This is a genomic window from Mesorhizobium sp. M0778 (genome assembly GCF_040320105.1).
Classification (GTDB): domain Bacteria; phylum Pseudomonadota; class Alphaproteobacteria; order Rhizobiales; family Rhizobiaceae; genus Mesorhizobium.
Genome location: NZ_JAMYPA010000018.1, coordinates 1 through 26,605 on the forward strand (window position 1 = coordinate 1; position 26,605 = coordinate 26,605).

The window sequence follows — 26,605 nt, forward strand, 5'->3', positions numbered from 1 at the left end:
CGCCCCTGCTCCTTTGTTTAAACCCCCCCCGCGCGGCCCCAACGCCGCCCCCCCCAAAAAAAAATACCTGTTCATTTTTCCCCCTTTTCACCCGGGGGCGCCCCCCCCCGCCCCCCCACAGCATATTCCTTGCGTCAGGGGCGCAAAATCAGGCGGAGACGGCGGCCGGAATGGCGCAGGAGACGCCGGTTCCGTGCAGGCCGCAATAGCCGTAGGGGTTCTTCGCCAGATATTGCTGGTGGTCTTCCTCGGCGAAGTAGAATTCCGGCGCCGGCGCGATCTCGGTGGTGATCTTGCCGCGTCCGGCACCGCGCAGCGAAGCCTCGTAAGCATCGCGCGAAGCGAGCGCCGCCTGGTGTTGCGCGTCGTTGAACGTGTAGATCGCCGAACGGTAGGTGGTGCCGACATCATTGCCCTGGCGCATGCCTTGCGTCGGGTCGTGGCTTTCCCAGAACAGCTTCAAAAGCTCGGCATAGGACACGATCTTCGGATCGTAGACGACGAGCACGACTTCGGCATGGCCGGTGAGCCCGGTGCAGGTTTCCTGATAGGTCGGGTTGGGCGTGACGCCGCCAGCATAGCCGGCCGCCGTGACCCAGACGCCATCGACCTGCCAGAACAGGCGCTCGGCACCCCAGAAACAGCCCAGCCCGAACATCGCCGTCTCAAGCCCTTCGGGATAGGGACCCTTGAGCGGCCTGTTCGAGACGAAATGCTTCGATGCCGTCGGGATCGGCCGGTCGCGGCCGGGCAACGCCTCGGAGGGCTTCGGCAGGTTGAGCTTCTTGTTCAGCATATCGCTGAGAAACATGTGCGATTTCCTTTTCTTCTTGCTTGAGCCTTCCCCGATCCGGGGAACGCTGGATCCGGGAACGCAGGAATTTTAGGTCGCGGCGAACCGCCCGCTGGGGCGCTGCCGCCTGTAGCCGATGGCATAAAGAACGAAGGCCAGCATCGCGAACACGGCAAAGCCGGGCTGGCTGAGCACCCAGGCGATGGCGCCGTCCCACAGCAGCGGATTGAGCTTGTCGCGGACGAAGCTTTCAAAGGCGCTGCGCGTGTCCGGCGAGACGGCGAGCCAGCTGGTGTTGAGCGGGGTCATCACCAGCGCCGAAGCCGCCACCGACCGGGTCGCGTCGAGCACGGCCATGATGACCGAAACCGAAAGCGCGACCATTGCAGCGAGACGAAAGACGAAGCGGAACATCCAGACCCTTCCTCCCCAGGAGTTTATCGGAATGTCGTGTCGGACTGTTAAATAGGATTTACCTGCTTCGTCTGCAATCGCGACACGCGAAGTTGAACTTACGCCGGCGGCTTGCACCTGGGCCGGCTGACGAGCCAGACGGCGAAGACGCCGCGGCCGACTGGTTTGTAGGCGCCCAACGAGCACACTGATGCCATGGGCTGAGCATCCCTATCCGGCAAAGCGAATAGAGTGTCTTGGCATTCGGCACCGGATCGACTAGATGAGCCCCGCGCGTGTTGCTTTGACGGCTCGGGTGCGGGGAAAGGGTATCCGCTGGTTGACGGCGCCCACGGCCGGAATTCCGGGCCGGAATCCCAAAGGAGATGCATCTCCCCAACCCGCACGGCGAAACCGGCCGCGTCGAAGATGCTAAAAGGACGGAGAGGTGGCCGAGTGGTTGAAGGCGCACGCCTGGAAAGTGTGTTTACGGGAGACCGTAACGCGGGTTCGAATCCCGCTCTCTCCGCCAGCTAATCCCGAGAAACCCTTTATTTTCCGGGCGTTTGGTAAGGTTCGGTTAGTAGCCTACTAACCAGCCTACTAATCACTAGGGTCAAAACTCCGCCAATGGCCGAGATGGGTGGAAGACCGACGTTCGCTGACAGAAAGACATCACCGTCGCAGCGTCGTCTACAAACGGGGAGGTGTCTCAATGTCAGTGGAAATCCGGGCTGCCTCGGAGGCAGACTTTGACGCGCTCGTTCGGCTCAATCAGGTGGTTCAGAGTCTCCATGCTGAATTGCATCCAGACGTTTTCAAACAGGCAGCCGATCCGTCTGCGGTGAGGACATTCTTCGCAGCGAGGCTGGCTGATCCGAAGAGCTCGATCGCGATTGCTGAGATTGATCGTGCTCCAGTCGGCTACGTCTGGTTTGAAATTCAGTCGCTGCCAGAAACGCCGTTCACTTTCCCTCGGCCCCTGATCTATGTGCACCACATCTCGGTTATGCCGGAAGCTCGTCGTCGTGGAGTTGCCGCAGCTTTGATGTGCCATGTTGAACAGCGAGCTGCTTGCGAAGGTATCGACGAAATTGCTATGGGCATCTGGGCAGCCAATCTCGACGCGCGGCATTTCTTTGGGTCGCAAGGATGCGTTCCGTACAACATTGCACTTTGCAAGAAGCTTGTGAGAGTCAGCTAAGGGTCAGCAAGCGGACGTTTGAATTACGGTGACAGTGCACTTTGAATTACGGCGACAGAATTACGGCGACAGTGCACTATTTGTCATGTTTGCTCGGCTGTCGCTGTGCGTAAATTGAACGCATGGCTCGACTTGCATTACCGCGCCGCCGATGTCGCGCAACCGATGGGCAGCGAAGCACTTCTCGACCGTGATTGCCGAGCAAACCGGAAAGAGCAGTGAAATTGGGAAACGCGACAGGCGGGAAAAAGAAAATGGTGCACTGTCACCGTAATTCGTAATTTGCAGAGGGCGCGAAGGATCGCTACTGAGCGGCTCCATCTGCGCCGCACCCCTTACCCCAGATCAGCCCACAAGCCGAACGACCCGCGCTCCACCAGAGCGCGGGCTTCGACAGGTTCGTTAGTGTCGCTACGCGTCTAGCGCGGAACGGCTTGTATTCCCGAGACCGAGCGCTCTGTTTCGCCGGAGAAAACCACGAAGGCAAAGATCAGCACGGCGACAGCGACAATCATTGAGCCGGTGGCGACGATCGGCTCGAGCGCCGGATTTCCCTGCAGCATCAGGTAAAGCGCCGGCAACATCACGACCAGGCCGAGATTGTAGACGCCATAGTGGATCATCGCCGTCCTGCGGGCAGCCTTCGCCGGGTTCAGCGCATAATAGCCGCCGAATATTGCACTGGTGACCCATCCCAGCAGGTTGATGTGCGCGTGAGCCGGAAACGCGCCGTGATCGCCTGAAATTGCCATCTGCAGGCCAGCTGCAATTCCCAGAATAAGAAAGACGATGGCTGTCTTGAAAAAGAGCTCCGAAACCTTAGGCATGTCATTCTCCCAAACCCGTTTTGCCGCCGCATCATGCTTTGTTTCCGGCGACCTTGCCAAGGGGGACCATCGGGCCTGCCGAACCATTTGTTGGCGGCCTGACGGCCCGTTGGCGGCCGGCCACCGAGACTGGCCGGTTGCGAGTCCAGCCGGTAAAAAATATGCGCTCACGCTAATTTGATTGCAATATCACCCGCCAGGCTTCCACGTCGTTCTCACAAGGGAAGTGACCTGCACGATGGTGGTGCCATACGCGCCAAAGGTCAGCCTGTCAGTGTTGCAGCAAGGCCTCGCCAAACTTCTCCCACAGCTGTGTGCAATCTGTTGCTCTGAGGCTGGGGGTTCCGAGTGGGCCATATCGGATGACGGCGGCGTGAACATCATAGCCAACGATAGGTGCATTGGCGACAAAGTGGATAGCCTCGCCCAATCGGCGAGAGCCAATTGGCGCATCGGTTTTGTTGGTGATGTCGAAGACACCACAAATATCCACTTCCTGATTTCTGGCTGCCAACGCAGCTTCCATTACCTGTTCGTGCATCATCGAAATCTCTCCTAACGGTCTAAGTCTAAGAACCGCGGCTTTTGCCGGTCCGGCAGCTGACAACCGCCAAGTCGAAGTGCCTTTTGCAGCATCTCGATTGGCTCTTGCTGCGAGCCACTCCGCCCGCTCCCGCGGCAAGCCGATAAGGCAACTGCCCGCGAAATCCGCAGGCACGTCCACGGTCGCATCAAACACGGCCCACGTGCCAGTCGGCTCCTGAACGGGCAAAAACCTCATAACAGCGCCTGCTAATATACCATACCGACTGTGAGGACGGAGCTTTGTTCCTGCATCGATCAAACGAATGAGAGATGTTGTCGAAATGTCAGGCGACGCTCGCCGAAAACAATCGTCGGCGACATCGCCAGGATCGAAGGCTGAGCAGCGATCCGGCCGCATTCGGGACAAGCACAAGATGCGGGAGACAAGCGCGGTCAGAATGTTCAGCCAGAATCGCGTTTTCGTTGCGGATGGATGGTCTCGCCGCGCTTCAGCATCTCCACGAACGCCGCGATCTTCTTCTTGCGTCCGGCTTCGGTCTTCATGTTGTGGGTGCGGAAGGCGAGCGCGAAGCGGTTTTGCTCGCTGAGCTTCGCCAGCATCTCTTTCGCCTTGGGCTCGGCGTCTATTGCCGCCTGGAGGTCGTCGGGGATCTTCATCTCCTTGCCGCTCCTATAGGCGCGCGCCCAGCGGCCGTCGGCCTTGGCTGCCTCGGCCTGCCTCAGCCCATGCTCGGTCATCCGGCCCTCCTCGATCAGCCGGGCGACATTGTCGACGTTGATCTGGCTCCAGGTGCTCTTCTTGCCGCGCGGGGTATAACGCTGCAAATAGCTTTTGCCGTCCAGGGCCTTGCGCACCGCATCGATCCAGCCCCAGCATAACGCCACGTCGATGGCTTGCTTCGGCGTAATCGACGGCAGCCCCGAATCGCGCTTATGGATCTTGATCCAGACTTCGTCCTCGCTGTCGTGATGCTCGCCAAGCCAGGCATGGAAGCTTTCGGCATCCCTGAACTCGCGCACCTTGGCCGGGTCGACCTTGACGGGCGCCATCAGCCGGTCCGCCCGTGACACAGGCGCGTAACGACGCCGAACCGCTTGCCGGCCGCGCGCGCGCTCATCTCAGCTCCAAGTCCGCAATCCGCAGGCCGGATGATTCCCGCTGGCACGCGTTCAGCCTGCGCGATTGGGCGTGCCGAGGACATGGGATTTCGGCGGCAGCATGACGTCGTCGAATGTCTGCGTGAACATCGCCGCCGCAAAGAAAGCGACGGCGCGCAGGGTTTCGGTGCCGGTGTTGACGAGGTCGTGCCGGACCGGCGTCGGAAGTACCAGGACGCTGCCGGGCCTGACCGGGTGGATGCTGCCGCCCTCGATGTGCAGCTCGCCGGTGCCGGCGATGATGTATTGCGTCTCCTCGGTGGCGTCGGTGTGCCAGCCGAGCCGCTTGCCGGGCTCGATCTCGTAGACAATGACTGAGGACTGGGTGGTGCCGTGCCCGCCGTAAACCGCGAAAGCGCCGGCCCATTTGACCGACGGATCGTCCTCTGCCCAAACCAGCGAACGTTCGAGCCTGTCGGATGCGACGACTGCTGTCATGGCTTCGTTCCTCTCAGCGAATGGCGAACACGAATCTAGATGATTTTTCTGGTCTGCGTCAGCAAAACTGGCTGCCAACCGTTTCCCTCGCCCATTGCGCGTAACTATTTGTCGTGCCGCGATCTGACCATTCTACTCTGGGGTCGGATCACTGAGCCGATTTCACCATGCAACCAAGCCTTTACCTTTCAGCCAGTTTGGAGTTGCCCCTGCGTTGCGTTCGTGGTCCGGTACAACCAGGGCGCTCAATGCGAATTCGGCAACGGTCGCCTCACCGACCGTCAAGGCAACACACCGTGAAGGCAACCCAGGAGATAGCAATGGGCATTTTCGACAGTATCAAAGGTGCGATTTTCGGAAACGCGGTTGCGGCCGAAGCGCCGCCGGCGCAACCGTCTCCCGCGCCTGCTTCGAGCACGGCCACCCAGCCGACGGCGCCTACCCGACCCGACCCGGCTGCAACCCCGGCTCCGGCAACGCCATCCGCGCCGTCCTCTGCTCCTGACATCGCTGCCATTCTCGACAAGGCGGTGGCCGCGAAAGGGCAAAAGCTCAACTGGAAGAATTCGATCGTCGACCTGATGAAGGCTCTGAATATCGATAGCAGCCTCGGCGCCCGCAAGGAGCTTGCTCACGAGCTGAACTACACCGGCGACATGAACGACACCGTAACGATGAATCTGTGGCTGCATGATGCACTGATGAAAAAGCTGGTCGAGAATGGCGGCAAGCTTCCGAGCGATATGGCCGCCTAGAGTCATAAGACAAGCAATTCCAGGAAAACGTGTGAACGGTTTTCCATCCGGAATTGCGTCAAACAAAAAAGACAGACCGGTTCGGCGTTCCGTGAAACGAAGAACCGTCCTGGTCCTGCCCGCACCGTGGTTCTTGCTGCGCTGACTTCGACCGCAACCGAGCAGACCCGACTGCCAAGCAATCAAACTGCCAAGTAAATAAATTGAGACCCATCCCGGCCGCCGGGATGGGTCTGTGGCGAAGTCGCATGGCACAAAAGTGCTGCCGCCTCGCGCCTGGATTGCCTCACGCAAAACCGACGATTTCGGTCGCTGCCCCGCGTGCTGGTAGGACCACCATTTCGCTGGCGAAACCCGACGTTCGGCGTATCATTCTCGCGGGAGAGGGTTCATGGTGGGAGGAAGCCAATGAACGTGGTGCAGAGGGTGACTGTCGCCGACTTGACGGCCCAAGAGCTTGTTTCATCTGCGCTTTCAAGATTCGGCGCCGGCGACACCATATCGACGAGGGCGATGCTGGACATCGTTCGCCGGACGGCCCCGGCCTGCGGTGACAGTGACGACGATCTGGTCGAGATTATCGTCATGACGGCCGTTGGTAGGACCATGGGGGTCGTGTTCGACCATCGCTACCCTTAGCAATCCGCAACGAATACCAGGCTGCGCCCAGGAGCAGTGGCGGGCGGTTGGCAGCGCGCGGCGGAAATTTACTGGTGCGGCCAAGGAAGCGAGCCTTTTTGTGCGCGAAGGCCAGCCTGGCGCCGTGCCCTTGCTTTGAGCAAAAACCGCCGCTCATGTCGGGTCATGCCCGAGGGTAGGCAACTGGGCGACACGCTCGAAGGAACTCGCTGAAATCTTGCCCGTTATGCTCTCGTTGAGATGAGGAGAGCTGCCATGGCCGACGACAAAACCAGGACCGACAGTCGCGACCGCTCACGAGTGGCGGGCGGCGAAGACTATGAGGTACGTCATTTCGCCGAGGAAGCGGGCATTACCCCTGATCAGGCACGCACGCTGATCAAGCGCCACGGCACCGACCGCAAGGTGCTGAACGAAATCGCCGAGAGCATAAGAGCGTCGTAATGGCTAACAAGAAAACCGCAATGGCCGACCGCAAGACGCGCGATCCGGACGAAAAGAAGGCTCTGCACCTGGCCGAAACCACCGACGTTTCGCCGAAGCAGGCGAAGGATCTGATGCGCAAGCACGGCAAGGACAGCCCGAAGGTCGAGAAGGAAGCCAAGAACTTCAAGGCCGAGGGCTGAACGGCCGGAGGTCTGCCCGTCACCCGCAACTTAATAGTCGCTGCTCAACGTGCCCAGCCGGTTAGACGCGCGGCACAGGGGTCGCAATCCCGTAGCTTATCGGTTTTCTAACAAATTCGGGCTATCCCTTCCGCTATCGCGGCTCAGGGATGCCATATGCGCGGGATGTCTGGTGAGGCGAGGCCGTCGATAGACGACATACGGCATGTGAGGCTGGTGTTTTGCCTGCTGGCGGCCGTCGTGATGGCGACGGCGCTCCTCGCCTTTGCCACCTCCCTCCTGCAGGATCCCGATAGCTGGTGGCACATCAAGGTCGGCATGGATATGCTGGCAAGCCGCACATTCCCCTCCGTCGACATTTACTCCTACACTTTTGCCGGCCAGCCATGGATCGCCAAGGAATGGCTTAGCCAGGTTCTCCTTGCCCTTGCCTTCGAAGCCGGCGGCTGGAACGGCGTGGTACTGCTGGCGACTGCGGTAATCGCGCTGACGGCCTTCTTGACGTCGTGGTATCTCAGCGCGTCGTTGAAGCCGACGCTGGCGATAGCACTGACACTGGTGCTCGCGCTCTTGATCGGGCCAATCTATGTCGCCCGACCCCACATCTTTACCTTGCCCATTATCGTCGTCTGGACCGCCGGTCTTTTCCAAGCCGCACGCAACGAGAAAGCGCCGCCTCTATGGCTGCTGGCGCTGCTTTGCCTGTGGGCCAATCTCCATGCCACCTTCACCTTCGGTTTCATTATCGCCGCCTTCGCCGGCCTCGATCTCGTCATGCGCACGCGCTTGTCGAACCCCCGGCTGCTGGCCAAGTGGATCGCTTTCGGGCTGCTTTGCCCGCTGGTCAGCCTGCTCAATCCCTATGGCGTCAAGGCCATACTCGCCACATTCACCGTGGCCTATGGCAATGAGGCGGTGCCTTACATTGCGGAGTGGCAACCCTTCGACGCCTCGCGGCATACCCTCCAGGAGGTGGCCCTGCTGGTGGCGTTTTTCGGGCTGCTCGTGTCGAGATTGCGTATTGGCTGGGCCAAGGCGCTGTTCCTTGTCTTCACCTTGCACGTCTATCTCACCCACACACGGTTCATGTACCTGTTCTTTCTTCTTGTCCCGGTCGTCCTTGCCGTCGAGGTTGCGCAACAATATCCAGCGCTTTCAGCCCCTACATGGGCCGCGGAAAAGCGCGACGGACTTGAACAATTTTTCGCGCGGCAATTTTCCAGAATTTGCGCTGGACTTGCCGTTTTGCTGGTTTTGGCGGCCGCGGTCTTCCTGGCCTATCCGGTCGTGCCGAGCCAGAAGACTTCGGCGAGGGATGCGCTGGCCTTCGCCCAAGCCCATAATCTGTCAGGCAATCTGCTGAATTCCTACAATTTCGGCGGCACGCTGATTTTCCATGGCATCAAGACGTTTATCGACGGCCGGGCGGATCAGCTCTTCCTGAACGGCTTTACGGAAACGGATGAGCAGACTGGGCACAGCCGGGGCAAGCCGATCCTGAAAGCCCAGCTCGAGAAATATGCGATAGGCTGGGCATTGTTGACCGCCGACGACAGCCGCATTCCGTTCTTCGACGAACTGGGCTGGAAGCGGGCCTATGCGGACGATTACGCTCTGATCTATACCCGCGCAGACTGATCCCCGGCAGCTTCGCGCGCCGGTGCGCACCTCCCCCTGAAGCTGTGGCCAGCGCCGAGGCGGCGAAATCCTTATGGGATTTTGATTTCTTTGCTCCGCGTCCCGTCTCGAACCTTTATGGCACTTTGATCCATATTCGGCAGAGCGATGTATCCGGCCGCCGATGTGAAGCGGTGAGCGGGCTTGGACAGTTTTGTCAAAGTTGAAAAGAACAAACTCAATATAGGAAATTGCACGATGGACATCATTGTTGTCGGGATAGGAATCTCGTTCTTTGCTCTATGCTTCGGTTACATCAAAGCCTGCGACGGGCTGTAAGTTTAGGGGATCGAAACATGCTCTTCGACTATATCCTCGGCGGCGCCGTGACCCTGTTCCTTCTCGCTTACCTGACATACGCCCTCGTTCGCCCGGAACGCTTCTGATCTCCGCTGGCAAGGAGCCAACCCCATGACAATCAACGGATGGCTGCAGATCCTCGTCTATTGCGGGATCGTCGTTTTGCTGGCCAAGCCGCTCGGCGGCTACATGCATCGCGTTTTCAGCGGCGAGCGCACATTCCTGTCGCCAATTCTGGCCCCGCTCGAGCGCGGGCTCTACCGTATGTCCGGGACCAGCGAGCGCGAGGAGCAGCACTGGACCTCCTATGCGGCGGCCCTGCTGTTCTTTAACCTGGCCGGCTTCCTGGTGCTCTATTTCCTGCAGCGGCTGCAAGGCGGCCTGCCCTACAATCCGGGCGGCATGACCGCCGTCGAACCTGGGCTTGCCTTCAACACCGCCGCCAGCTTCATGACCAACACCAACTGGCAGAACTACGGCGGCGAAAGCACGATGTCCTATCTCGTGCAGATGGCCGGCTTGACCGTGCAGAACTTTCTGTCGGCCGCGACCGGCATCGCCATCGCGGTCGCACTGATCCGCGGTTTTGCTAGAGCCTCAGGCAAATCGATCGGCAATTTCTGGGTCGATATGACCCGCTGCACGCTCTATCTGCTTGTGCCGTTCTGCCCATCGTGTTGACGCTTGTCTATGTCTATCTCGGTATGCCGCAGACGGTTGGTGCTTACGTCAACGCGACGACGCTGGAAGGCGCGCAACAGACGATCGCGGTCGGGCCGGTCGCTTCGCAGGTTGCCATCAAGATGCTCGGCACCAATGGCGGCGGCTTCTTCAACGCCAATGCAGCGCATCCCTTCGAAAATCCCGACGCGATCTCGAACCTGATCCAGATGGTGACGATCTTCACCTTCGGCGCGGCGCTAACCAATGTCTTCGGTCGCATGGTCGGCAACCAGCGCCAGGGCTGGGCAATTCTGTCGGCGATGGGCGTGCTGTTCATCGCCGGCGTTGCCGTCTGCTACTGGGCCGAGGCCGCCGGCAATCCGCTCGTCCATGCGCTGGGCATCGACGGCGGCAACATGGAGGGCAAGGAAAGCCGCTTCGGCATCGCTCTGTCGGCACTGTTTGCCGTCATCACCACCGCCGCGTCCTGCGGCGCGGTCAACGCCATGCATGACAGCTTCACCGCACTCGGCGGCATGATCCCCATCATCAACATGCAGCTCGGCGAGGTCATTGTCGGCGGCGTCGGGGCCGGCTTCTACGGTATCCTGATGTTCATCGTGATCGCCGTCTTCGTTGCCGGGCTGATGGTCGGACGCACGCCCGAATATCTCGGCAAGAAGATCGAGGCCAAGGAGGTCAAGATGGCAATGCTGGCCGTCCTCTGCCTGCCGCTGGCGATGCTGGTCTTCACCGCCATCGCGGTGGTGCTGCCGACCGGCGTTGCTTCCATCGCCAACGCCGGCCCGCACGGCTTCTCCGAGGTCCTCTATGCCTACACCTCGGCCGCGGCGAACAATGGCTCCGCCTTTGGCGGTCTCAGCGGCAACACGCCCTGGTACAACATAACGCTCGGCATCGGCATGCTGATGGGCCGCTTCCTGGTCATTATTCCGGCGCTGGCGATTGCTGGATCGCTGGTGGCGAAGAAGACCGTCCCTGCCTCCGCCGGCACCTTCCCGACCGACGGTCCGCTGTTCGTCGGGCTGTTGGTCGGTGTCATCCTGATCGTTGGTGGCCTGACCTTCTTCCCGGCCCTGGCGGTCGGACCGATCGTCGAGCACCTGGCGATGATTCACCGTCAGACATTCTGAAACGGCCATGCCCTGGTTCAAGATCATATCTCGAAAGGCCCGGCATCGTCCCGAGCCGGAGGGGGAGAAAACACCTCCTCCTTTCCCGACCCTGTCCACATTCCTCGCTATTGCGGCAGCCTTGATCATTATCTGGCTGCTGGCTTACGGGCCGCCGCACCTTCGTTCGGCACACGATCGACCGGTCACCAACATCGACACTGGAGCCACCAAATGAGCCAGTCGAAATCCGTGAGCATCATGGATCCCCGCATTCTGTTGCCCGCCATCGGCGGATCCTTCAGAAAACTGAACCCGCGCACCTTGATGCGAAACCCGGTGATGTTCGTCGTCGCCGTCGTCTCGGCGCTCACCACCGTGCTGTTCGTCAAAGATCTCGTTACCAGCGGCGGCGATCTTGGCTTCACGCTGCAGATCATCATCTGGCTGTGGTTCACAGTGCTTTTCGCCAACTTCGCCGAAGCGGTGGCCGAAGGCCGCGGCAAGGCGCAAGCAGACTCGCTGCGTCGGGCGCGAACCGAGACGCAAGCCAAGCTGTTGAACGGCGGCGATCGGAGCAAGTTCAAGCTGGTGCCCGGCACCAGCCTGAAGGTCGGCGATATCGTGCTTGTCGAAGCCGGCGACATCATCCCCTCGGATGGCGAGGTGGTCGAAGGCGTGGCTTCGGTCAACGAGGCGGCGATCACTGGCGAATCCGCACCTGTCATCCGCGAATCCGGAGGCGATCGTTCGGCGGTGACCGGCGGCACGCAAGTCTTGTCCGACTGGATCCGGGTGCGCATCACCGCGGCTTCCGGCCATACGTTCCTCGACCGCATGATCTCGCTGGTCGAAGGCGCCGAGCGCCAGAAGACACCCAACGAGATCGCGCTCAACATCCTGCTCGTCGGCATGACGCTGATCTTCGTGCTGGCGACAGCGACGATCCCGAGTTTTGCCTCCTATTCGGGCGGCTATATCTCGGTGACGGTGCTGGTCGCCCTGTTCGTCACGCTGATCCCGACCACGATCGGCGCCCTGCTGTCGGCCATCGGCATCGCCGGCATGGACCGCCTGGTGCGTTTCAACGTGCTCGCCATGTCGGGCCGCGCCGTCGAGGCGGCCGGCGATGTCGACACGCTGCTGCTCGACAAGACCGGCACGATCACGCTGGGCAACCGCCAGGCAACGGCATTCCGTCCGGTCAGGGGCGTCACCGAACAGGAACTGGCCGACGCCGCCCAACTTGCCTCGCTTGCCGACGAAACGCCGGAAGGCCGCTCGATCGTCGTGCTGGCGAAGGAGAAATACGCCATCCGCGCCCGCGACATGGCAAGCCTGCACGCGAGTTTCGTGCCCTTCACCGCGCAAACCCGCATGAGCGGCGTCGACCTGGAAGGCTCCTCGGTCCGCAAGGGCGCAGTCGATGCGGTGCTTGCCCGCGTCAACCTCTCGACCATTGCCACAGGCAGTACGCGCCCCGGCAGCGACACCGTCCGCGACCTTCAAACCATCGCCGACGAGATCGCCAAATCCGGCGGCACCCCGCTGGCGGTCGAGCGCGATGGGCGCCTGCTCGGCGTCGTCCACCTGAAGGACATCGTCAAGGGCGGCATCGCAGAACGCTTTGCCGAATTGCGCCGCATGGGCATCCGCACGGTGATGATCACCGGCGACAATCCGATGACCGCGGCGGCGATCGCGGCGGAAGCCGGCGTCGACGACTTCCTTGCCCAGGCGACGCCCGAGGACAAGCTGAAGCTGATCCGCGACGAACAGGCCAAGGGCAAGCTGGTCGCGATGTGCGGTGATGGCACCAACGACGCGCCGGCGCTTGCGCAGGCCGATGTCGGCGTCGCCATGAACACCGGCACGGTCGCGGCACGCGAGGCCGGCAACATGGTCGATCTCGACAGCGATCCGACCAAGCTGATCGAGATCGTCGAAATCGGCAAGGCGCTGCTGATGACGCGTGGTTCGCTGACGACCTTCTCCATCGCCAACGACGTCGCAAAGTATTTTGCCATCATCCCGGCAATATTCGCCGTCTTCTACATCGCCCCGGGCCAAACCGCCGGGCCGCTGCAAGCGCTCAACGTCATGCATCTGGCAACGCCGCAGAGCGCTATCCTCTCGGCCATCATCTTCAACGCGCTGATCATCATCGCGCTGATCCCGCTGTCGCTGAGGGGCGTCAAATACCGCGCTGTCGGCGCCGGTGCGCTGCTCAGCCGCAATCTCATAGTCTACGGCCTTGGCGGCGTCGTCGTGCCCTTCGTCGGCATCAAGGTGATCGACATGGCCATCACTGCTCTCGGTCTCGCATAAGGAACCACGTCGATGCTCAATCAAATCAGGCCCGCTATCGTCATGATCGTCTTCTTCTCCGTTCTGACGGGTTTGGTCTATCCGATCGGCATGACCGGCATTGCCCAGGCGCTGTTTCCGGGCCAGGCCAATGGCAGCCTGATCGAGAGGAACGGCAAGGTCATCGGTTCCGAGCTGATCGGCCAGACTTTCACCAGCGACCGCTACTTCCATGGCCGTCCGTCAGCTGCCGGCGACGGTTACAATGCCGCCGCCTCGGGCGGCTCAAATCTCGGCCCGACTAACCCGAAGCTGATCGACCGTATCAAGAGCGACGCCGAAAAGTTGAGGGCCGAAAACCCGAACCAGCCGGTGCCGATGGATCTGGTCACCACGTCCGGCAGCGGCCTCGATCCGCATATCAGCCCCGATGCGGCCTATTTTCAGGTCACCAGGGTGGCCAGGGCCAGGAACGTCGATGAATCCAGGATCAAATCGCTTGTCGACAGCCATGTCGAGGATCGCGAATTGGGCTTTATAGGCGAGCCGGTGGTCAATGTGCTGGCCCTCAACCTTGCGCTGGACGATGCCACGAAACAATGATGGCGGGCGCCGGGATCGACACCGAAGCCGGCGCCGTTCATGATTGATCCTAATGCCAGACGACAGCCGCACCGCCGAAACCAGGCCCTCTCCCGACGCGCTGCTTGAGCATGCCGAGCGGGAGGAGCGAGGTCGCCTGAGGATATTTCTCGGCGCCGCTCCCGGTGTCGGCAAGACCTACGAGATGCTGATGTCAGGCCGCGCCAGGCTGGCCGACGGGATCGACGTGGTGATCGGCATCGTCGAGACGCATGGTCGCAAGGAGACGCAGACGCTGGTCGAAGGCTACGAGGTCATTCCTCGCCTTGAGATCGACTACAAGGGGCGCATTCTCGAGGAGATGGATCTCGACGCCATCCTCGCCCGGCGCCCGGCGCTGGTTCTGGTCGACGAACTCGCCCACACCAACGTCGCCGGCAGCCGCCACCCCAAGCGCTACCTCGACGTCCAGGAAATCCTGACGCACGGGATCGATGTCTACACGACACTGAACATCCAGCACGTCGAAAGCCTGAACGACGTCGTGGCCCAGATCACACGCGTCAGGGTGCGTGAAACCGTCCCCGACTCCATCATCGATCAAGCCGACGATGTCGAGATCATCGACCTCACCCCCGACGACCTGATCAAGCGGCTGGAGGAAGGCAAGGTCTACTTCCCCAACACCGCCCAGCGCGCCATCGAGAACTATTTCTCGCCGGGCAATCTGACGGCGCTCAGGGAGTTGGCGCTTCGCCGCACCGCCCAGCGGGTCGATGAGCAGTTGCTCAACCATATGCAGGCACACGCCATCCCGGGACCGTGGGCGGCCAGCGAGCGTGTCCTGGTCTGGGTCGATGAGGATCCGCGCAGCGCGTCGCTTGTACGCTATGCCCGCCGCCAGGCAGAGCGGCTTCGCGCCTCGTGGCTGGCGCTCTATGTCGAGACGCCACGCTCGACCGGGCTGTCCGAGCAGGATCGCGACAGGCTGGCATCAACGCTTCGCCTTGCTGAACAATTGGGCGGTGTTGCCGTGACCATACCTGGCCACGACGTTGCCGTAGACATCCTGCGCTATGCGGCGGCCAATAACGTTACCCACATCATCACTGGCAAGCCACGCAAGTCGCGCTGGCGGCAGTTATTTGACGGCTCCGTCACTTATGACCTGATACGCGATGCCGGCAAGATCAGCGTTCACGTCGTCTCCGGTGACGCCCAGGCGCAAGTCCCGCCGTCGCGGGGGCTGACTCCCGCTCAACCACCGCGCCTCGACATCAGGCCCTATCTGACTGTCGTCTTCTATGTCGTGGCAGGGCTGTTGTTCGGCGAATTGCTGTCGCGCGTGCTGGATGTGCGCAACATCGCTCTTGTCTTTCTCATGGCTGTGCTGGCGTCAGCGGTCACGGCCGGGCTTTGGCCGGCGATATTCGCTTCCGTTCTCAGCGCCGTGGTCTTCAATTTCTTCTTCCTCGATCCGCTCTACACGCTGAATATCAGCGATCCTGAAAGCGCCGTCGCACTCGGCTTCTTCTTCTGCGTGGCGATCATCGCCAGCAATTTGACGGCTCGGGTGCAGCGCCAGGTCGTGGCAGCACAATCCCGCGCCCGCACTACCGAGGATCTCTATTTGTTCTCCAAGAAACTGGCCGGAACGGGCACGCTCGACGACGTTCTCTGGGCGACTGCCTTCCAGATCGCCTCGATGCTGAAGCTTCGCGTGGTGCTGCTTCTGCCGGAGAACGGCACGATTGTGGTCAAGGCCGGCTACCCGCCCGACGACACGCTGGCCGAGGCAGACATTGCCGCAGCGCTCTGGGCCTGGGAACACAACCGCGCCGCCGGGCGCGGCGCCGACACGCTGCCGGGCGCAAAACGCCTCTATCTGCCCTTGCGGACCGGACGCACGGCGGTGGGCGTCGTTGGCCTCGACAACGACAAGCAAGGCCCGCTGCTGACACCCGACCAGCAGCGTCTGCTCGATGCGCTCGCCGACCAGGCGGCGGTCGCCATCGAGCGCATCCAGCTCGTCGCCGATGTTGACCGGGCCAAGCTTGCGGCCGAGGCAGACCGTCTGCGCTCGGCCTTGCTCACCTCCATTTCCCACGATTTGAAAACGCCGCTTGCCGCCATCATGGGCGCGGCCGGAACACTCAGGGACTTCGAAGCCGCGCTTCCCGAGCAGGACCGGGCGGGACTGCTGTCGACCGTGCTTGATGAATCGGAAAGGCTGAACCGCTTCATCGCCAATCTGCTCGACATGACCAAGATAGAGTCCGGCACGATGGAGCCAAATTATGCGTTCCACTATGTCGGCGACATTGTCGGCTCAGCCCTGCATCGGGCCCGCAAAATCGTCGGCGAGCACAAGACCGAGATCGATATTCCATCGGATCTGCCGATGTTGCGTGTCGATCCCGTTCTGTTCGAGCAGGTGCTGTTCAATCTCCTCGACAATGCCGCAAAATACGCGCCGCCAGGTTCGACGATCCGCCTGCAGGCCTGGGCCGACAATGGCAGCGTCATCCTGCAGATCATGGATGAGGGACCAGGCATTCCGCCAGCGGACCTGGAGCGCGTTTTCGACACTTTCTACCGTGTGCGCAAGGGTGACCAGGTGCGTGCCGGCACCGGGCTCGGATTGTCGATTTGCCGCGGCTTCATCGAAGCGATGGGCGGGACGCTCTCGGCGGCGAACAGGACCGACCGCTCGGGCGCGGTTTTCACCATAAGAATGCCGGTGCCGGCAGAACTCCCCGATGTCGGTGAACCCGATGCTGACGATCGAAACATGGACCACCTGTCATGACGAATTTGGACGTCAGGATATTGGTGGTCGACGACGAGCCGCCGATCCGGAAACTGCTTCGCGTCGGGCTCGGCAGCCAAGGCTATGCGATCAGCGAGGCGCCGAACGCCAGCGCGGCGATTGAACTCATGGAGACGGAAAAGCCGGACCTGGTCCTCCTCGATCTCGGCCTGCCCGGCATGAGCGGGCATGAGCTGCTGCGCAAATGGCGGGATGATGGCCTGGACATTCCCGTGGTTATTCTTTCGAGCCGCACTGATGAGGCCGGCATCGTCTCGGCCCTCGAACTCGGCGCCGACGATTATGTCACCAAGCCGTTCGGTATGAACGAGCTTGTGGCACGCATCCGCGTGGCGCTGCGCCACAAGTTCCAGCAGCAGGGTGAGAAACCGGTGTTCCACACCGGCGACCTCTCCGTCGATCTGGTGAAGCGCATCGTCAAGGTCGAGGACAAGGAGATAAAGCTCTCGCCGAAGGAATACGACATCCTCCGCATCCTCGTACAGCACGCCGGCAAGGTTCTCACCCACCAATTCCTGCTGAAGCAGGTCTGGGGCGATTCCACCGACGTTCAATATCTCAGGGTCTATGTCCGGCAACTCAGGCAAAAGATCGAAAAGATGCCCGACCAGCCCCGTTATATCACCACCGAGACCGGCGTCGGATATCGGCTGCGCGAAGTCGAGTGAAATGGGAGAGCCAGCCTCGCGTACCGCAATGCCTCCTCAAAGCCGGCAGGACGACGTAGCAATTCGCCGCGAATCAGCGGCGGCCATGGCATCGCCGGGCAAAACCCCTATATTAATCTGAGGTCGGTTTTGTGCGGGAATTAATGAATGTCACAGCTTCGTCTATTGACGTTTTTAGGGTCGGCAATGCTGGCAACGGTGATGCTGTCGGGCGTAAATCCTGCCGCATCGGCACAGATCGTCAGCCCCGCCGACCGCAACGCATTGATCCAGCAAAACCAGTTGCAGATGCTGGAGAACAGGCTGCAGCGGCAGCAATATCAGCAGCAGCAACAGCAATACCGTGCGCAGGACCGCCAAATCCCGGCGCCCCAACCGCAGGTGGTGCCGCAGATGAAGCCGACTTGTCAGTTGCTGCCGTCAGGGAGCGGCTTTGTCAGCACTTGCCGCTAACGTTTTCATTTATTTAGCCGACTTATTATGCTTGGATGCCGCCGCACCTGAGATAACATCGAAGGCGGTTTGGATTTAGCAATGCTGCCCTTCGTGCTTTGGGCACCGCTTCGACTGGATTTTTGAATGGCAGCCAGCAGAAAGAAGGTCGTCCGTAAGGCAAGGAAGGGCGCCCGGATTCGCCAGGTCGCGGCGATCCCCTTTCGGCTGAGCGAGCATGGCGAAGTCGAGGTTATGCTCGTCACATCGCGAACGACGAGGCGCTTCATCGTGCCGAAAGGCTGGCCGATGAAGGGCAAGGGCGGTCGCAAGGCGGCCACCATCGAAGCACAGGAAGAAGCCGGCGTCCTCGGCAGGATATTGAAACAGCCGGCCGGCACCTATTGCTACTGGAAGCGGCTGGCGAACCGCTTCGTCCGCGTCGACGTCGTCGTCTATTTGCTGGAGGTAACCGAGGAACTTGCCGACTGGCAAGAAGCCAACAGGCGGCAGCGGGCATGGCTGGCACCGGCCGACGCGGCGCTGCTGATCGACGAGCCGGATCTTTCGACGCTGGTGAGGAACATCAGGAGTCCCGAGCTGGAGCATACCCCCAAAAAGCAGAATCCGGCTTTCGGAAAAGATCACGCTCAATAAAACATTGGGGGTCTATCCCGACTCTATCGGGAATTGGCTCCAGCGCCCTCCGCTGTCGCTTGAACCGACATCTCACTGACTGCCTTCGTCTTCCTCGGGCAAAGGCCGCGCCGGCGTGCCGGTATAGGCCCACAGCCATTCGCGCGGCAGCGGCCCTTTGTTGCGGTCGCTTTCCTGCGACTGTTCCCATGCATGGGCCAGGATGCCGACCGAGCGCGACAGTACGAAAAGGCCTCGCGTCAGCGGCGGCGGGAAGCCGAGCTCTCCGTAGATGACGGCCGTGGCGCCGTCGATATTCAGCGGGATTTTTTTGCCCTTGCGCCGCGCAACCTCGGCCTCGATCGCCTCGGCGATGTCGGCGAAGCGCCCGCTGACAACGCCGAGCGCGGCAAAGTCGCGGGTCAGCTCGATGAGGCGGGGTGCCCGCGGGTCGACCGGATGGAAACGATGGCCGAGCCCCGGCACATAACCGTCTTCCCCAGCAAGGAAACGATCAACCCGCGCCGACACGGCGTCCGCGAGCGGCACGCCGGCGTCCAGTTCGGCGGCGATGTCTCCGTAGAAGGAAAGCGCCTGTTCGCCGGCGCCGCCATGCACGTCGCCAAGCACGTTGATGGCCGACGCCATGGCGCTGTTGATGCCGACGCCGCAAGTGATCGCCATACGGGCGATGGCGATCGACGGCGCCTGCGGTCCGTGGTCGACGGCGGCACCCAGCGCGATGCCAAGCAGCGTCGCCTGCTCCTCGCTTGGCAGTTCGCCGCGCATCATCAGCCAGATCATTGCGGGAAAGCTGACGCGGCCGATCAGATCCTGGATCTCATAGCCGCGCAGCCGGATGACGCCGGGCCGCATCTCGATGATGCCGGTCTGCCACCATTCCTCGCCGCGCGCGCGGCCAGTCTTGTTTTCCGTGTCGCTCATGCCTTCTTTTCCGTGCCGCTCATACCTTCGCTCTTTTCTTGGCGCGTGGCGGCAAACCGGCAAAAACCTCGTCCATATGCTCGCCGAGCCCCGGCGGCGGCCTGCTCGGCAAAGGTGCCTCGCCATCGACCATGAAGCCGCCGCGCACCACGATCAGCGGCCGGTCCATCCCGGACACAGCCTGGAAGCGCGCCGTCATGCCGCGCTGGATCACCTGTTGCTCTTGCAGTACCTGCGGGATTGTCAGCACCCGGCCTGCCGGCACGCCGGCGCGATTGAACGTCTCCTCCCAGGCGGCGGCAGAGCCGCTCGCCAAGGCATCCTCGATCAGCGCTTTCAATGCAATGCGGTTCTGCTTGCGCGTTTCGCGCTCGGCAAAGCGGACATCCGACGCCAGCTCCGGCCGATCGATCAACCGGCACAGTGTGACGAACTGCTCCTGCTTGTTGGCTGCGATGTTGAGCAAGCCGTCGCCGGTGCGAAACGCGCCAGACGGTGCGGCCGTCATGTTTTCATTGCCCATCGGCTGCGGCTCGACGTCCGCCGTCAGATAGTTCGACACCGGCCAGCCGAGCGCAGAAAGCGTGCATTCGAGCATAGAGACGTCGAGGAACGCACCCTCGCCTGTCGTCTTCTGCTTGACCAGCGCGGCGGTAATGGCGAACGCCCCGACCAGCCCGCCAAGCGTATCGGCGACGGGATAGCCGACACGCAGCGGCGCCGTTTCCGGTGTACCGGTGATGCTCATGATGCCGGAAAGACCCTGGATGATCTGGTCATAGGCTGGATTGTCGCGCATCGGCCCGGTCTGGCCGAAGCCCGATATCGCACAATAGACAAGGCTTGGCCGGACCTCCTTCAGCCTGGCATGGCCAAGCCCCAGCCGGTCCATGACGCCGGGGCGGAAATTCTCGACCAGCGCGTCGGCCGAAGCGACCAGATCGAGGAAGCGTTCGCGGTCGGCCTCCTGCTTGAGATCGAGCGCCACCGAGCGTTTGCCGGCATTCTGCGCCAGGAACGAAGCGCCCATGCCCACCCGGTTGAGCTCCGGCGAGGCGCCAAGCTGGCGCGCCAGATCACCGCCTTGCGGCGTCTCGACCTTGATGACGTCGGCCCCGAGCAATGCCAGCTGGTAGGCGCAATAGGGGCCGGCCAGCACATTGGTCAGGTCAAGGATGCGGATGCCGGAAAGCAGGTCTGTCATGACGTCACGAACAGCTCAGGCATCGCCCGGCACGTGCTCCGGTCCGCGCATGCGCCTGTGCTCGATGTAGGCCCAGATATGCGGTCCAACCAACCCGATGAAGGCCAGCGTCAGCAGCGTCAGCGACAGCGGATGCTTGTAGAACACCGTCCAATCGCCGTTCGAGATGGTCATCGCGCGGCGGAACTGCGTTTCGGCAAGCGGCCCGAGAATCATGCCGATGATGACTGGCGCGGTCGGGAAATCGAAACGCCGCATCAGGAAGCCGGCGGCACCGAGCAGATAGAGGATGATGAGGTCGATCGGCGATTGCGAAATGCCGTAGGTGCCGACCGTGGCGAACACCAGAATGCCGGCATAGAGCTGCGGCGCCGGAATCTTCAGTAATCGCACCCAGAGCCCGATCAGCGGCAGGTTGAGGACGACGAGGATGACATTGGCGATGAACAGGCTGGCGATCAGCCCCCACACCAGGTCGGCCTGCGTCGTCAGCAGCAGCGGCCCCGGATTGATGCCGTAGCTCTGAAATGCCGACAGCATGATCGCGGCCGTCGCCGAGGTCGGCAGGCCGAGCGTCAGCATCGGCACCAGCACGCCGGCGGCGGATGCATTATTGGCCGCTTCCGGCCCGGCAACGCCCTCGATGGCACCGACCGTGCCGAACTCCTCCTTGTGTCTGGAGAGTTTCTTCTCGATGGCATAGGAGAGGAAGGTCGGGATTTCGGCGCCGCCGGCCGGCATGGCGCCGATCGGGAAGCCGATCAGGGAGCCGCGCAGCCATGGCCTCCACGAGCGCGACCATTCAGCCGCGGTCATGTAGAGCGACCCTTTCAACGGCACGATGTCGTCCTTGCCGGCATAGCGGCGCGAGGCCATGTAAAGCGTCTCGCCAACGGCGAACAGGCCAACGGCGACGACGATGACGTCGACGCCGTCCAACAATTCGCTCATGCCGAAGGTGAAGCGCGGCTGCCCCGTCTGCAGATCGACGCCTATCATGCCGACGACGAAGCCGACGAACAGGCTGGTCAGGCCGCGCACCGACGACGAGCCGAGCACCGCCGAAACCGTGATGAAGGCCAGCACCATTAGCGAGAAATATTCGGCCGGACCGAAAGCCAGCGCGAATTTGACGACGATCGGCGCCAGGAAGGCAACGCCGATCGTGCCCAGCGTGCCGGCGACGAAGGAGCCGATCGCCGAGGTTGCCAAGGCCGCACCGCCACGGCCGGAGCGGGCCATCCGGTTGCCTTCCAGCGCGGTGACGATAGTGGCGCTTTCGCCAGGCGTGTTGAGCAGGATCGATGTCGTCGAGCCGCCATACATGGCGCCGTAATAGATGCCGGCAAACAGGATGAACGACGCCTCCGGCGCCACCTGGTAGGTGATCGGCAACAGCAACGCGATGGTCAATGCCGGTCCGAGGCCGGGCAGCACGCCGATCGCAGTCCCCAGCGTGGTGCCGACCAGGCACCATATGAGATTGATCGGCGAGAAGGCGACCGAAAATCCGTGCGCGAGATGGCCGAGCGTTTCCATGGCGTCAGCCCCTCAGCACGGCAACGACCGAATCGACGATCGCGTTCAGCTGGTTTTCGATGAAGCCGGCGCCGATATTGACGCCGAGTGCCCTGGCAAAGCCGAAATAGGCGGCCAGCGCCAGGATCAGACCGAGCAGCACGTCACGCAGCGGACGCCGGCTGCCGAAACCGTGGCAGATGAGAACGAACATGATGACAGATGCGGCGGTAAAGCCGAGCGGCTGGATCAGCACGAGGTTGGCGATCAGTCCGAGGACGACGATGCCCATCGCCTTCCAGTCGGTCGGCGTCTCCTTTTCGTCCTCCGGCTGCCATCCGCCCCGCAAGGCGGCAATGATGAGCAGCAGCGACAGGATCACCATCCCCGTCATGGTGATGTAGGGAAAGACGGTCGGACCGACCTTGGAATAGAGCGGCGACACCGGGATTGCCAGCGTCTGCCAGGCAACCGCACCCGCACAGGCGAGGAGCCCAACGCCGATCAGCAGTTCGGGCACTGCAAGGCGCGGCGGCGCCTGCTGGTCGCTGGTGCTCATCATCGTCCTCCCAATGTCGGTCCCTTGGGGCCGGTTCTCCTTGGACCGGTCTCACTCGGCCGATCTCGGCGTAGTTTCACCTCCGGCGCCGCGTATGTCCATGCGGCTGGCGAAAGTCGGCAAGGGTTGGCGCAGGCCGCGCCTTGCCGAGAGCATCACGCCAGGCCGAGGTCCTTGAGGATCGTCCCGATGCGGGCCGTGTCTTCGGCGACGAATTTCGCATAGTCGTCACCGGTGAGCAGGATCTGCGTCCAGTTGCGGTTCTTGCATTCGGTGGCCCAGGCGTCGCTCTTGGCCATCGTCTCGATCAGCTTGATCATTGCTGCCTTGTCGGCGTCCGAGACGCCGGGCGGCGCGAAGACGCCGCGCCAGTTGAACAGCTCGACGTCGATGCCGGCTTCCTTCATGGTCGGAGCATCGATGCCCTCCTGGCGTTTGTCGGCAGATATCGCCAGCAGCCGCAGCGCGCCCGCCTTGACCTGTTCGGCGAACTCGCCATAGCCCGAGATGCCGGCCGCGACCTGGTTGCCGAGCAGCGCCGACAGCGCCTCGCCGCCGCCGGCGAACGGCACATAGGACAGGTTGGTTGCAGGAACACCGACGGTCTTGGCGATGAGGCCGAACAAGATGTGGTCCGAGCCGCCGGCCGAACCGCCGGCGACTGGAACCTGCGTCGGGTCGGCCTTGAGGGCGGCAACGAAGTCGGCCGCAGTCTTGAACGGCGAGGCGGCCGGCACCACAAGCGCCTCGAACTCGCCGGTAAGGCGGGCGATCGGGGTGACCTCGGTAAGGTTGTTGGCCGCCTTGTTGGCGATGATGGCGCCGACCATGACCATGCCAGCCACCATCAGCGCATTGCCCTTGCCCTTCCACTGGTTGACGAACTGCGGCAGGCCGACGGTGCCACCGGCGCCGCCGACATTGGTGATCTGCGAGCCGGAGATCAGCTTTTCACTACGCAGCACCTGGTCCATGGCGCGCGCCGTCTGGTCCCAGCCGCCGCCCGGCGCCGCCGGCACGAAAATCTGCAGCTGCGGTGCGTCCTGCGCGAAAGCGGGGATAAAATGCGATGCCGCGAGCCCGGCAGCACCTGCCGCCGCGGTGCTCATCAAGAATCTGCGTCTGTTCAGCATGGGATTCCTCCAAATCGCGACACCTCCTCCGGTGCCTGCCAGAAACGTAGCCTGAATTCAGACCCGCTCGATAAAATTCATGCAGAGTTTGCGTCATCCTGTCAAAGACAGAACACTCCCCATGCGCCACAATCGGCCCGTGCGATGTTCAGGCTGGCGAACTCGACGCCCGACGACGGCAGGCAGTGCCCAGACAGCATCCGTCAGGGCTGCCGCTGCAGCAGGATGGTCGGCTTGTCTTGATAGACGGTTCGCAGCACTTCGCCATAACCGCATTTTGCCGCGACGTTCAGCGAGCCGGTGTTTTCCGGATCGATGATGCAGACGGTCTTCGCGGCTGCAAATGCCTCATCGCCCCAGGCAAGCACCCGTGCGACGACTTCGCTGGCCAACCCCTGGCCATGCACGGCCGAAACCAGAGCCCATCCGGCCTCCGGAATGCCCTCGATCGACGGCGTCATGTCGCGTTTCAGATCGTGGAAGCCGGCCTCGCCGATGAAGCGGCTGGTCGCCTTTTCCTCGACCGCCCAGAAGCCGTAGCCCAGAAGCGACCACAGGCCGGCATGGCGCAGGAAACGCATCCAGCTTTCCTCCCGCGTGCGCGGCTTGCCGCCGATAAAACGGGTGACGACGGGATCGGCCCACATTGCGACATAGGCGTCGAAATCGTCCAGCCGGTGCGGTCGCAGGACCGTGCGAGAGGTCTCAATCACTGGGGCGACAATTGTCTGCGGACTGGTCATGGTCATGCCTCGGTTGTGTTGCCGGTGCCTAATGCCGGTCATCCAACGGTTAGGACAGCGACATGCATGAAATGGGGAATCAAAATCCGTTGCGTAAAACAAGAACCAAGGCTGTGTAGATCATCTTCCAGGCTGATGTGAATCCCGCCAAGCGGTGTTAGTTTTTCGCCAGTATTTGGTTCACTGCGTTCGGTTTCGGCGCTGCCGTCCGACAGAGGGGAAACAGCATGGACACCACCGACCTCGTGCTTGCCATCTTCCATCATCTGCTGGTGTTTTCGCTGGCAGGCATCATCGGCGCCGAATTCGTCCTGATCCGCAGCGACCTGTCCGCCGCGACGCTGAAGCGGCTTGTCGGTATCGATCGCCATTACGGCATCATTGCCATGCTGATCATCGTCGTCGGCATCGGCCGCGTCATCTATGGTCTCAAGGGCTGGGAATTCTACGTCTACAACTGGATGTTCTGGGCAAAGATGGCCGCTTTCGCAATTGTCGGCCTGTTGTCGATTATCCCGACCGTCCGATTCCTGTCCTGGAGCAGGCAGGCGAGCGCCAGTCCCGGCTTCCAGGTGCCTGCGGCGGAGCTAGCGTCCGTTCGCACCTATGTCCGCACCGAGGCATTCATCTTCCTGTTGATCCCGGTGTTCGCGGCGGCGATGGCGCGCGGCTACGGCTATTAAGATAGGTCGGAGGAAGGGCATCGCGCGGCCCGACCTTTCCACTCATTTGCGCGGACAAACGTGCAGTTTGCCGTTTGAGGCGATTGTCATTTGTCGGGTTGCGCTAGTTATTGCTCCATCTACATTCGGTTTGAGAGGAACTCCGCGCAGCGGTTGGTAATTCGTATTCTGGGAGGAAATCACGATGAGAAAATTCGTCGCCGCGCTGGCTGCCGTTGCGGTCGCCATGCTTTACCCGTTGGCCGCGGGCGCGCAGACGTACCCCGAACGCACCATCACCGTTGTCGTGCCGTTTTCGGCCGGCGGCCCAACCGACACCGTCACGCGTCTTGTCGCGGAAGCCATGTCGAAGGACCTCGGCCAGCAGGTCATCGTCGAGAATGTCGGCGGCGCCGGCGGCACGCTAGGCGCCGGCCGCGTCGCGAATGCCGATCCTGACGGCTATACGCTGCTCCTGCATCACATCGGCATGGCGACCAGCGCGACGCTGTATAGGAACCTCGCCTACGACACGCTGAACGCGTTCGAATATATCGGTCTCGTCACAGAAGTGCCGATGACCATCGTCGGCCGCAAGGATCTCGAGCCGACCGATCTGAAGGGACTGGTCGACTATGCCAAGGCCAACAAGGACACCGTCACCGTCGCCAATGCCGGGATAGGCGCGGCCTCGCATCTGTGCGGCATGCTGTTCATGAGCGCCATCGGCACGCCGCTGGTCACCGTTCCCTACAAAGGCACTGGCCCGGCCATGACCGACCTTCTCGGCGGCCAGGTCGACATCATGTGCGACCAGACGACCAACACCACCAAGCAGATCCAGGGCGGCACGATCAAGGGCTATGCCGTAACCTCGGCGCAACGCCTCGACGTGCTTCCGGACGTGCCGACAACGACGGAAGCCGGCCTTCCGCAGGTGCAGGTCGGCATCTGGCACGGAATCTATGCACCCAAGGGCACGCCGGCCGAGATCACCGAGCGCCTGTCGAAATCGCTGCAGGTGGCGCTGAAGGATCAGAACGTCGTCGCCCGCTTTGCCGAACTCGGCACCAAGCCGTCGCCCGAGGCCGACGCCACGCCGGCCGCGCTCAAGGCCAAGCTGGAAAGTGAGATCGCGCGGTGGAAGCCTATCATCGAAGCGGCCGGCCAGTACGCCGACTAAAGCTTGAACGGGGCGCCACCAGCGCCCCGTTTTTACACGGCATGGGCAAGC

Annotated in this window: 27 protein-coding genes, 1 tRNA gene and 1 pseudogene; 17 read left to right on the plus strand and 12 right to left on the minus strand. The window is 61.9% G+C overall.

Translation table 11 applies throughout. The features are described from left to right. Positions 1-148 precede the first annotated feature (148 nt). Positions 149-811, minus strand: coding sequence for a peptide-methionine (S)-S-oxide reductase MsrA (gene msrA, locus NKI22_RS22565; RefSeq protein ID WP_023719003.1), 663 nt, complete (start codon positions 809-811; stop codon positions 149-151). Positions 812-883: 72 nt separating this feature from the next. Further along, positions 884-1,207, minus strand: coding sequence for a hypothetical protein (locus tag NKI22_RS22570; RefSeq protein WP_352958906.1), 324 nt, complete (start codon positions 1,205-1,207; stop codon positions 884-886). Between the two features lie 421 nt (positions 1,208-1,628). Here NKI22_RS22570 and NKI22_RS22575 point away from each other — a divergent pair. Further along, a tRNA-Ser gene (locus tag NKI22_RS22575) sits at positions 1,629-1,718 on the plus strand. Between the two features lie 183 nt (positions 1,719-1,901). Next, entirely contained in the window at positions 1,902-2,390 is a 489-nt protein-coding gene (locus tag NKI22_RS22580; protein ID WP_352548339.1) for a GNAT family N-acetyltransferase, read from the plus strand. A gap of 419 nt (positions 2,391-2,809) precedes the next feature. On the opposite strand, the gene NKI22_RS22585 is transcribed toward NKI22_RS22580, so the two are convergent. From NKI22_RS22585 to NKI22_RS22600, 4 genes are all read right to left on the minus strand, one after another. Continuing rightward, the gene (locus tag NKI22_RS22585; protein ID WP_023719001.1) at positions 2,810-3,217 is read right to left on the minus strand and encodes a heme-copper oxidase family protein; all 408 of its coding nucleotides are present in this window, start codon (positions 3,215-3,217) and stop codon (positions 2,810-2,812) included. A 271-nt stretch (positions 3,218-3,488) separates the two neighbouring features. Next, on the minus strand, positions 3,489-3,761 hold the full coding sequence (locus NKI22_RS22590; RefSeq protein ID WP_031194005.1) for a hypothetical protein: 273 nt from the start codon (positions 3,759-3,761) through the stop codon (positions 3,489-3,491). 443 nt (positions 3,762-4,204) lie between these two features. Continuing rightward, the gene (locus tag NKI22_RS22595) at positions 4,205-4,813 is read right to left on the minus strand and encodes a YdeI/OmpD-associated family protein (protein WP_023718999.1); all 609 of its coding nucleotides are present in this window, start codon (positions 4,811-4,813) and stop codon (positions 4,205-4,207) included. A gap of 120 nt (positions 4,814-4,933) precedes the next feature. Next, complete coding sequence (locus NKI22_RS22600; RefSeq protein ID WP_031194003.1) at positions 4,934-5,359, minus strand: cupin domain-containing protein; 426 nt, start codon at positions 5,357-5,359, stop codon at positions 4,934-4,936. Between the two features lie 320 nt (positions 5,360-5,679). Between NKI22_RS22600 and NKI22_RS22605 the strand changes: the two genes are divergently transcribed. The 13 genes and pseudogenes from NKI22_RS22605 to NKI22_RS22665 all read left to right on the plus strand — a co-directional run bounded on the left by NKI22_RS22605 (position 5,680) and on the right by NKI22_RS22665 (position 18,628). Beyond that, positions 5,680-6,114, plus strand: coding sequence for a DUF3597 domain-containing protein (locus tag NKI22_RS22605; protein WP_023718997.1), 435 nt, complete (start codon positions 5,680-5,682; stop codon positions 6,112-6,114). Positions 6,115-6,522: 408 nt separating this feature from the next. After that, the gene (locus NKI22_RS22610) at positions 6,523-6,753 is read left to right on the plus strand and encodes a hypothetical protein (RefSeq protein ID WP_023718996.1); all 231 of its coding nucleotides are present in this window, start codon (positions 6,523-6,525) and stop codon (positions 6,751-6,753) included. A 255-nt stretch (positions 6,754-7,008) separates the two neighbouring features. Further along, positions 7,009-7,197 carry a DUF3606 domain-containing protein gene (locus tag NKI22_RS22615; RefSeq protein ID WP_023718995.1) on the plus strand — a complete coding sequence of 63 codons (189 nt, stop codon included), beginning with the start codon at positions 7,009-7,011 and terminating at the stop codon, positions 7,195-7,197. Continuing rightward, positions 7,197-7,379 (plus strand): hypothetical protein, encoded by a 183-nt coding sequence (locus NKI22_RS22620; RefSeq protein ID WP_036244723.1) that lies wholly within the window; start codon positions 7,197-7,199, stop codon positions 7,377-7,379. Before NKI22_RS22615 ends, NKI22_RS22620 begins: the two co-directional genes overlap by 1 nt. Before the next feature lie 156 nt (positions 7,380-7,535). After that, the gene (locus NKI22_RS22625; RefSeq protein WP_352548342.1) at positions 7,536-9,017 is read left to right on the plus strand and encodes a hypothetical protein; all 1,482 of its coding nucleotides are present in this window, start codon (positions 7,536-7,538) and stop codon (positions 9,015-9,017) included. Positions 9,018-9,352: 335 nt separating this feature from the next. Next, entirely contained in the window at positions 9,353-9,442 is a 90-nt protein-coding gene (locus tag NKI22_RS22630) for a K(+)-transporting ATPase subunit F (protein ID WP_023675300.1), read from the plus strand. Between the two features lie 25 nt (positions 9,443-9,467). Further along, positions 9,468-11,173 (plus strand): annotated as a pseudogene (gene kdpA / locus NKI22_RS22635) (potassium-transporting ATPase subunit KdpA). Between the two features lie 213 nt (positions 11,174-11,386). Then, complete coding sequence (gene kdpB / locus NKI22_RS22640) at positions 11,387-13,480, plus strand: potassium-transporting ATPase subunit KdpB (RefSeq protein ID WP_023718990.1); 2,094 nt, start codon at positions 11,387-11,389, stop codon at positions 13,478-13,480. A gap of 12 nt (positions 13,481-13,492) precedes the next feature. Beyond that, positions 13,493-14,062 carry a potassium-transporting ATPase subunit KdpC gene (kdpC, locus tag NKI22_RS22645; RefSeq protein ID WP_023718989.1) on the plus strand — a complete coding sequence of 190 codons (570 nt, stop codon included), beginning with the start codon at positions 13,493-13,495 and terminating at the stop codon, positions 14,060-14,062. A gap of 52 nt (positions 14,063-14,114) precedes the next feature. Beyond that, a complete protein-coding gene (locus NKI22_RS22650) occupies positions 14,115-16,850 on the plus strand; it encodes a DUF4118 domain-containing protein (protein WP_023718988.1) in 2,736 nt (911 codons plus the stop codon). Continuing rightward, positions 16,847-17,539: a response regulator transcription factor gene (locus tag NKI22_RS22655; RefSeq protein WP_023718987.1), complete on the plus strand. Its 693-nt coding sequence runs from the start codon at positions 16,847-16,849 to the stop codon at positions 17,537-17,539. The genes NKI22_RS22650 and NKI22_RS22655 overlap by 4 nt, the downstream gene beginning before the upstream one ends. Before the next feature lie 147 nt (positions 17,540-17,686). Next, positions 17,687-17,992, plus strand: coding sequence for a hypothetical protein (locus NKI22_RS22660; RefSeq protein ID WP_023718986.1), 306 nt, complete (start codon positions 17,687-17,689; stop codon positions 17,990-17,992). Between the two features lie 126 nt (positions 17,993-18,118). After that, positions 18,119-18,628 carry an NUDIX hydrolase gene (locus NKI22_RS22665; protein ID WP_023718985.1) on the plus strand — a complete coding sequence of 170 codons (510 nt, stop codon included), beginning with the start codon at positions 18,119-18,121 and terminating at the stop codon, positions 18,626-18,628. 72 nt (positions 18,629-18,700) lie between these two features. On the opposite strand, the gene NKI22_RS22670 is transcribed toward NKI22_RS22665, so the two are convergent. The 6 genes from NKI22_RS22670 to NKI22_RS22695 all read right to left on the minus strand — a co-directional run bounded on the left by NKI22_RS22670 (position 18,701) and on the right by NKI22_RS22695 (position 24,709). Continuing rightward, positions 18,701-19,552, minus strand: coding sequence for a citryl-CoA lyase (locus NKI22_RS22670; protein ID WP_023718984.1), 852 nt, complete (start codon positions 19,550-19,552; stop codon positions 18,701-18,703). A 19-nt stretch (positions 19,553-19,571) separates the two neighbouring features. Then, complete coding sequence (locus NKI22_RS22675) at positions 19,572-20,756, minus strand: CaiB/BaiF CoA transferase family protein (protein WP_023718983.1); 1,185 nt, start codon at positions 20,754-20,756, stop codon at positions 19,572-19,574. A gap of 15 nt (positions 20,757-20,771) precedes the next feature. Further along, positions 20,772-22,295, minus strand: a complete 1,524-nt coding sequence (locus NKI22_RS22680) for a tripartite tricarboxylate transporter permease (RefSeq protein WP_352483579.1) — start codon at positions 22,293-22,295, stop codon at positions 20,772-20,774. 4 nt (positions 22,296-22,299) lie between these two features. Then, complete coding sequence (locus NKI22_RS22685) at positions 22,300-22,833, minus strand: tripartite tricarboxylate transporter TctB family protein (protein WP_023718981.1); 534 nt, start codon at positions 22,831-22,833, stop codon at positions 22,300-22,302. Between the two features lie 155 nt (positions 22,834-22,988). Further along, positions 22,989-23,966, minus strand: coding sequence for a Bug family tripartite tricarboxylate transporter substrate binding protein (locus tag NKI22_RS22690; RefSeq protein ID WP_352453995.1), 978 nt, complete (start codon positions 23,964-23,966; stop codon positions 22,989-22,991). Positions 23,967-24,169: 203 nt separating this feature from the next. Continuing rightward, entirely contained in the window at positions 24,170-24,709 is a 540-nt protein-coding gene (locus tag NKI22_RS22695; RefSeq protein ID WP_352816808.1) for a GNAT family N-acetyltransferase, read from the minus strand. Between the two features lie 227 nt (positions 24,710-24,936). Between NKI22_RS22695 and NKI22_RS22700 the strand changes: the two genes are divergently transcribed. Both NKI22_RS22700 and NKI22_RS22705 read left to right on the plus strand, forming a co-directional pair. After that, positions 24,937-25,392, plus strand: coding sequence for a DUF2214 family protein (locus NKI22_RS22700; protein ID WP_023718978.1), 456 nt, complete (start codon positions 24,937-24,939; stop codon positions 25,390-25,392). 184 nt (positions 25,393-25,576) lie between these two features. Next, positions 25,577-26,554, plus strand: a complete 978-nt coding sequence (locus NKI22_RS22705; protein ID WP_023718977.1) for a tripartite tricarboxylate transporter substrate-binding protein — start codon at positions 25,577-25,579, stop codon at positions 26,552-26,554. Positions 26,555-26,605: the final 51 nt, after the last annotated feature.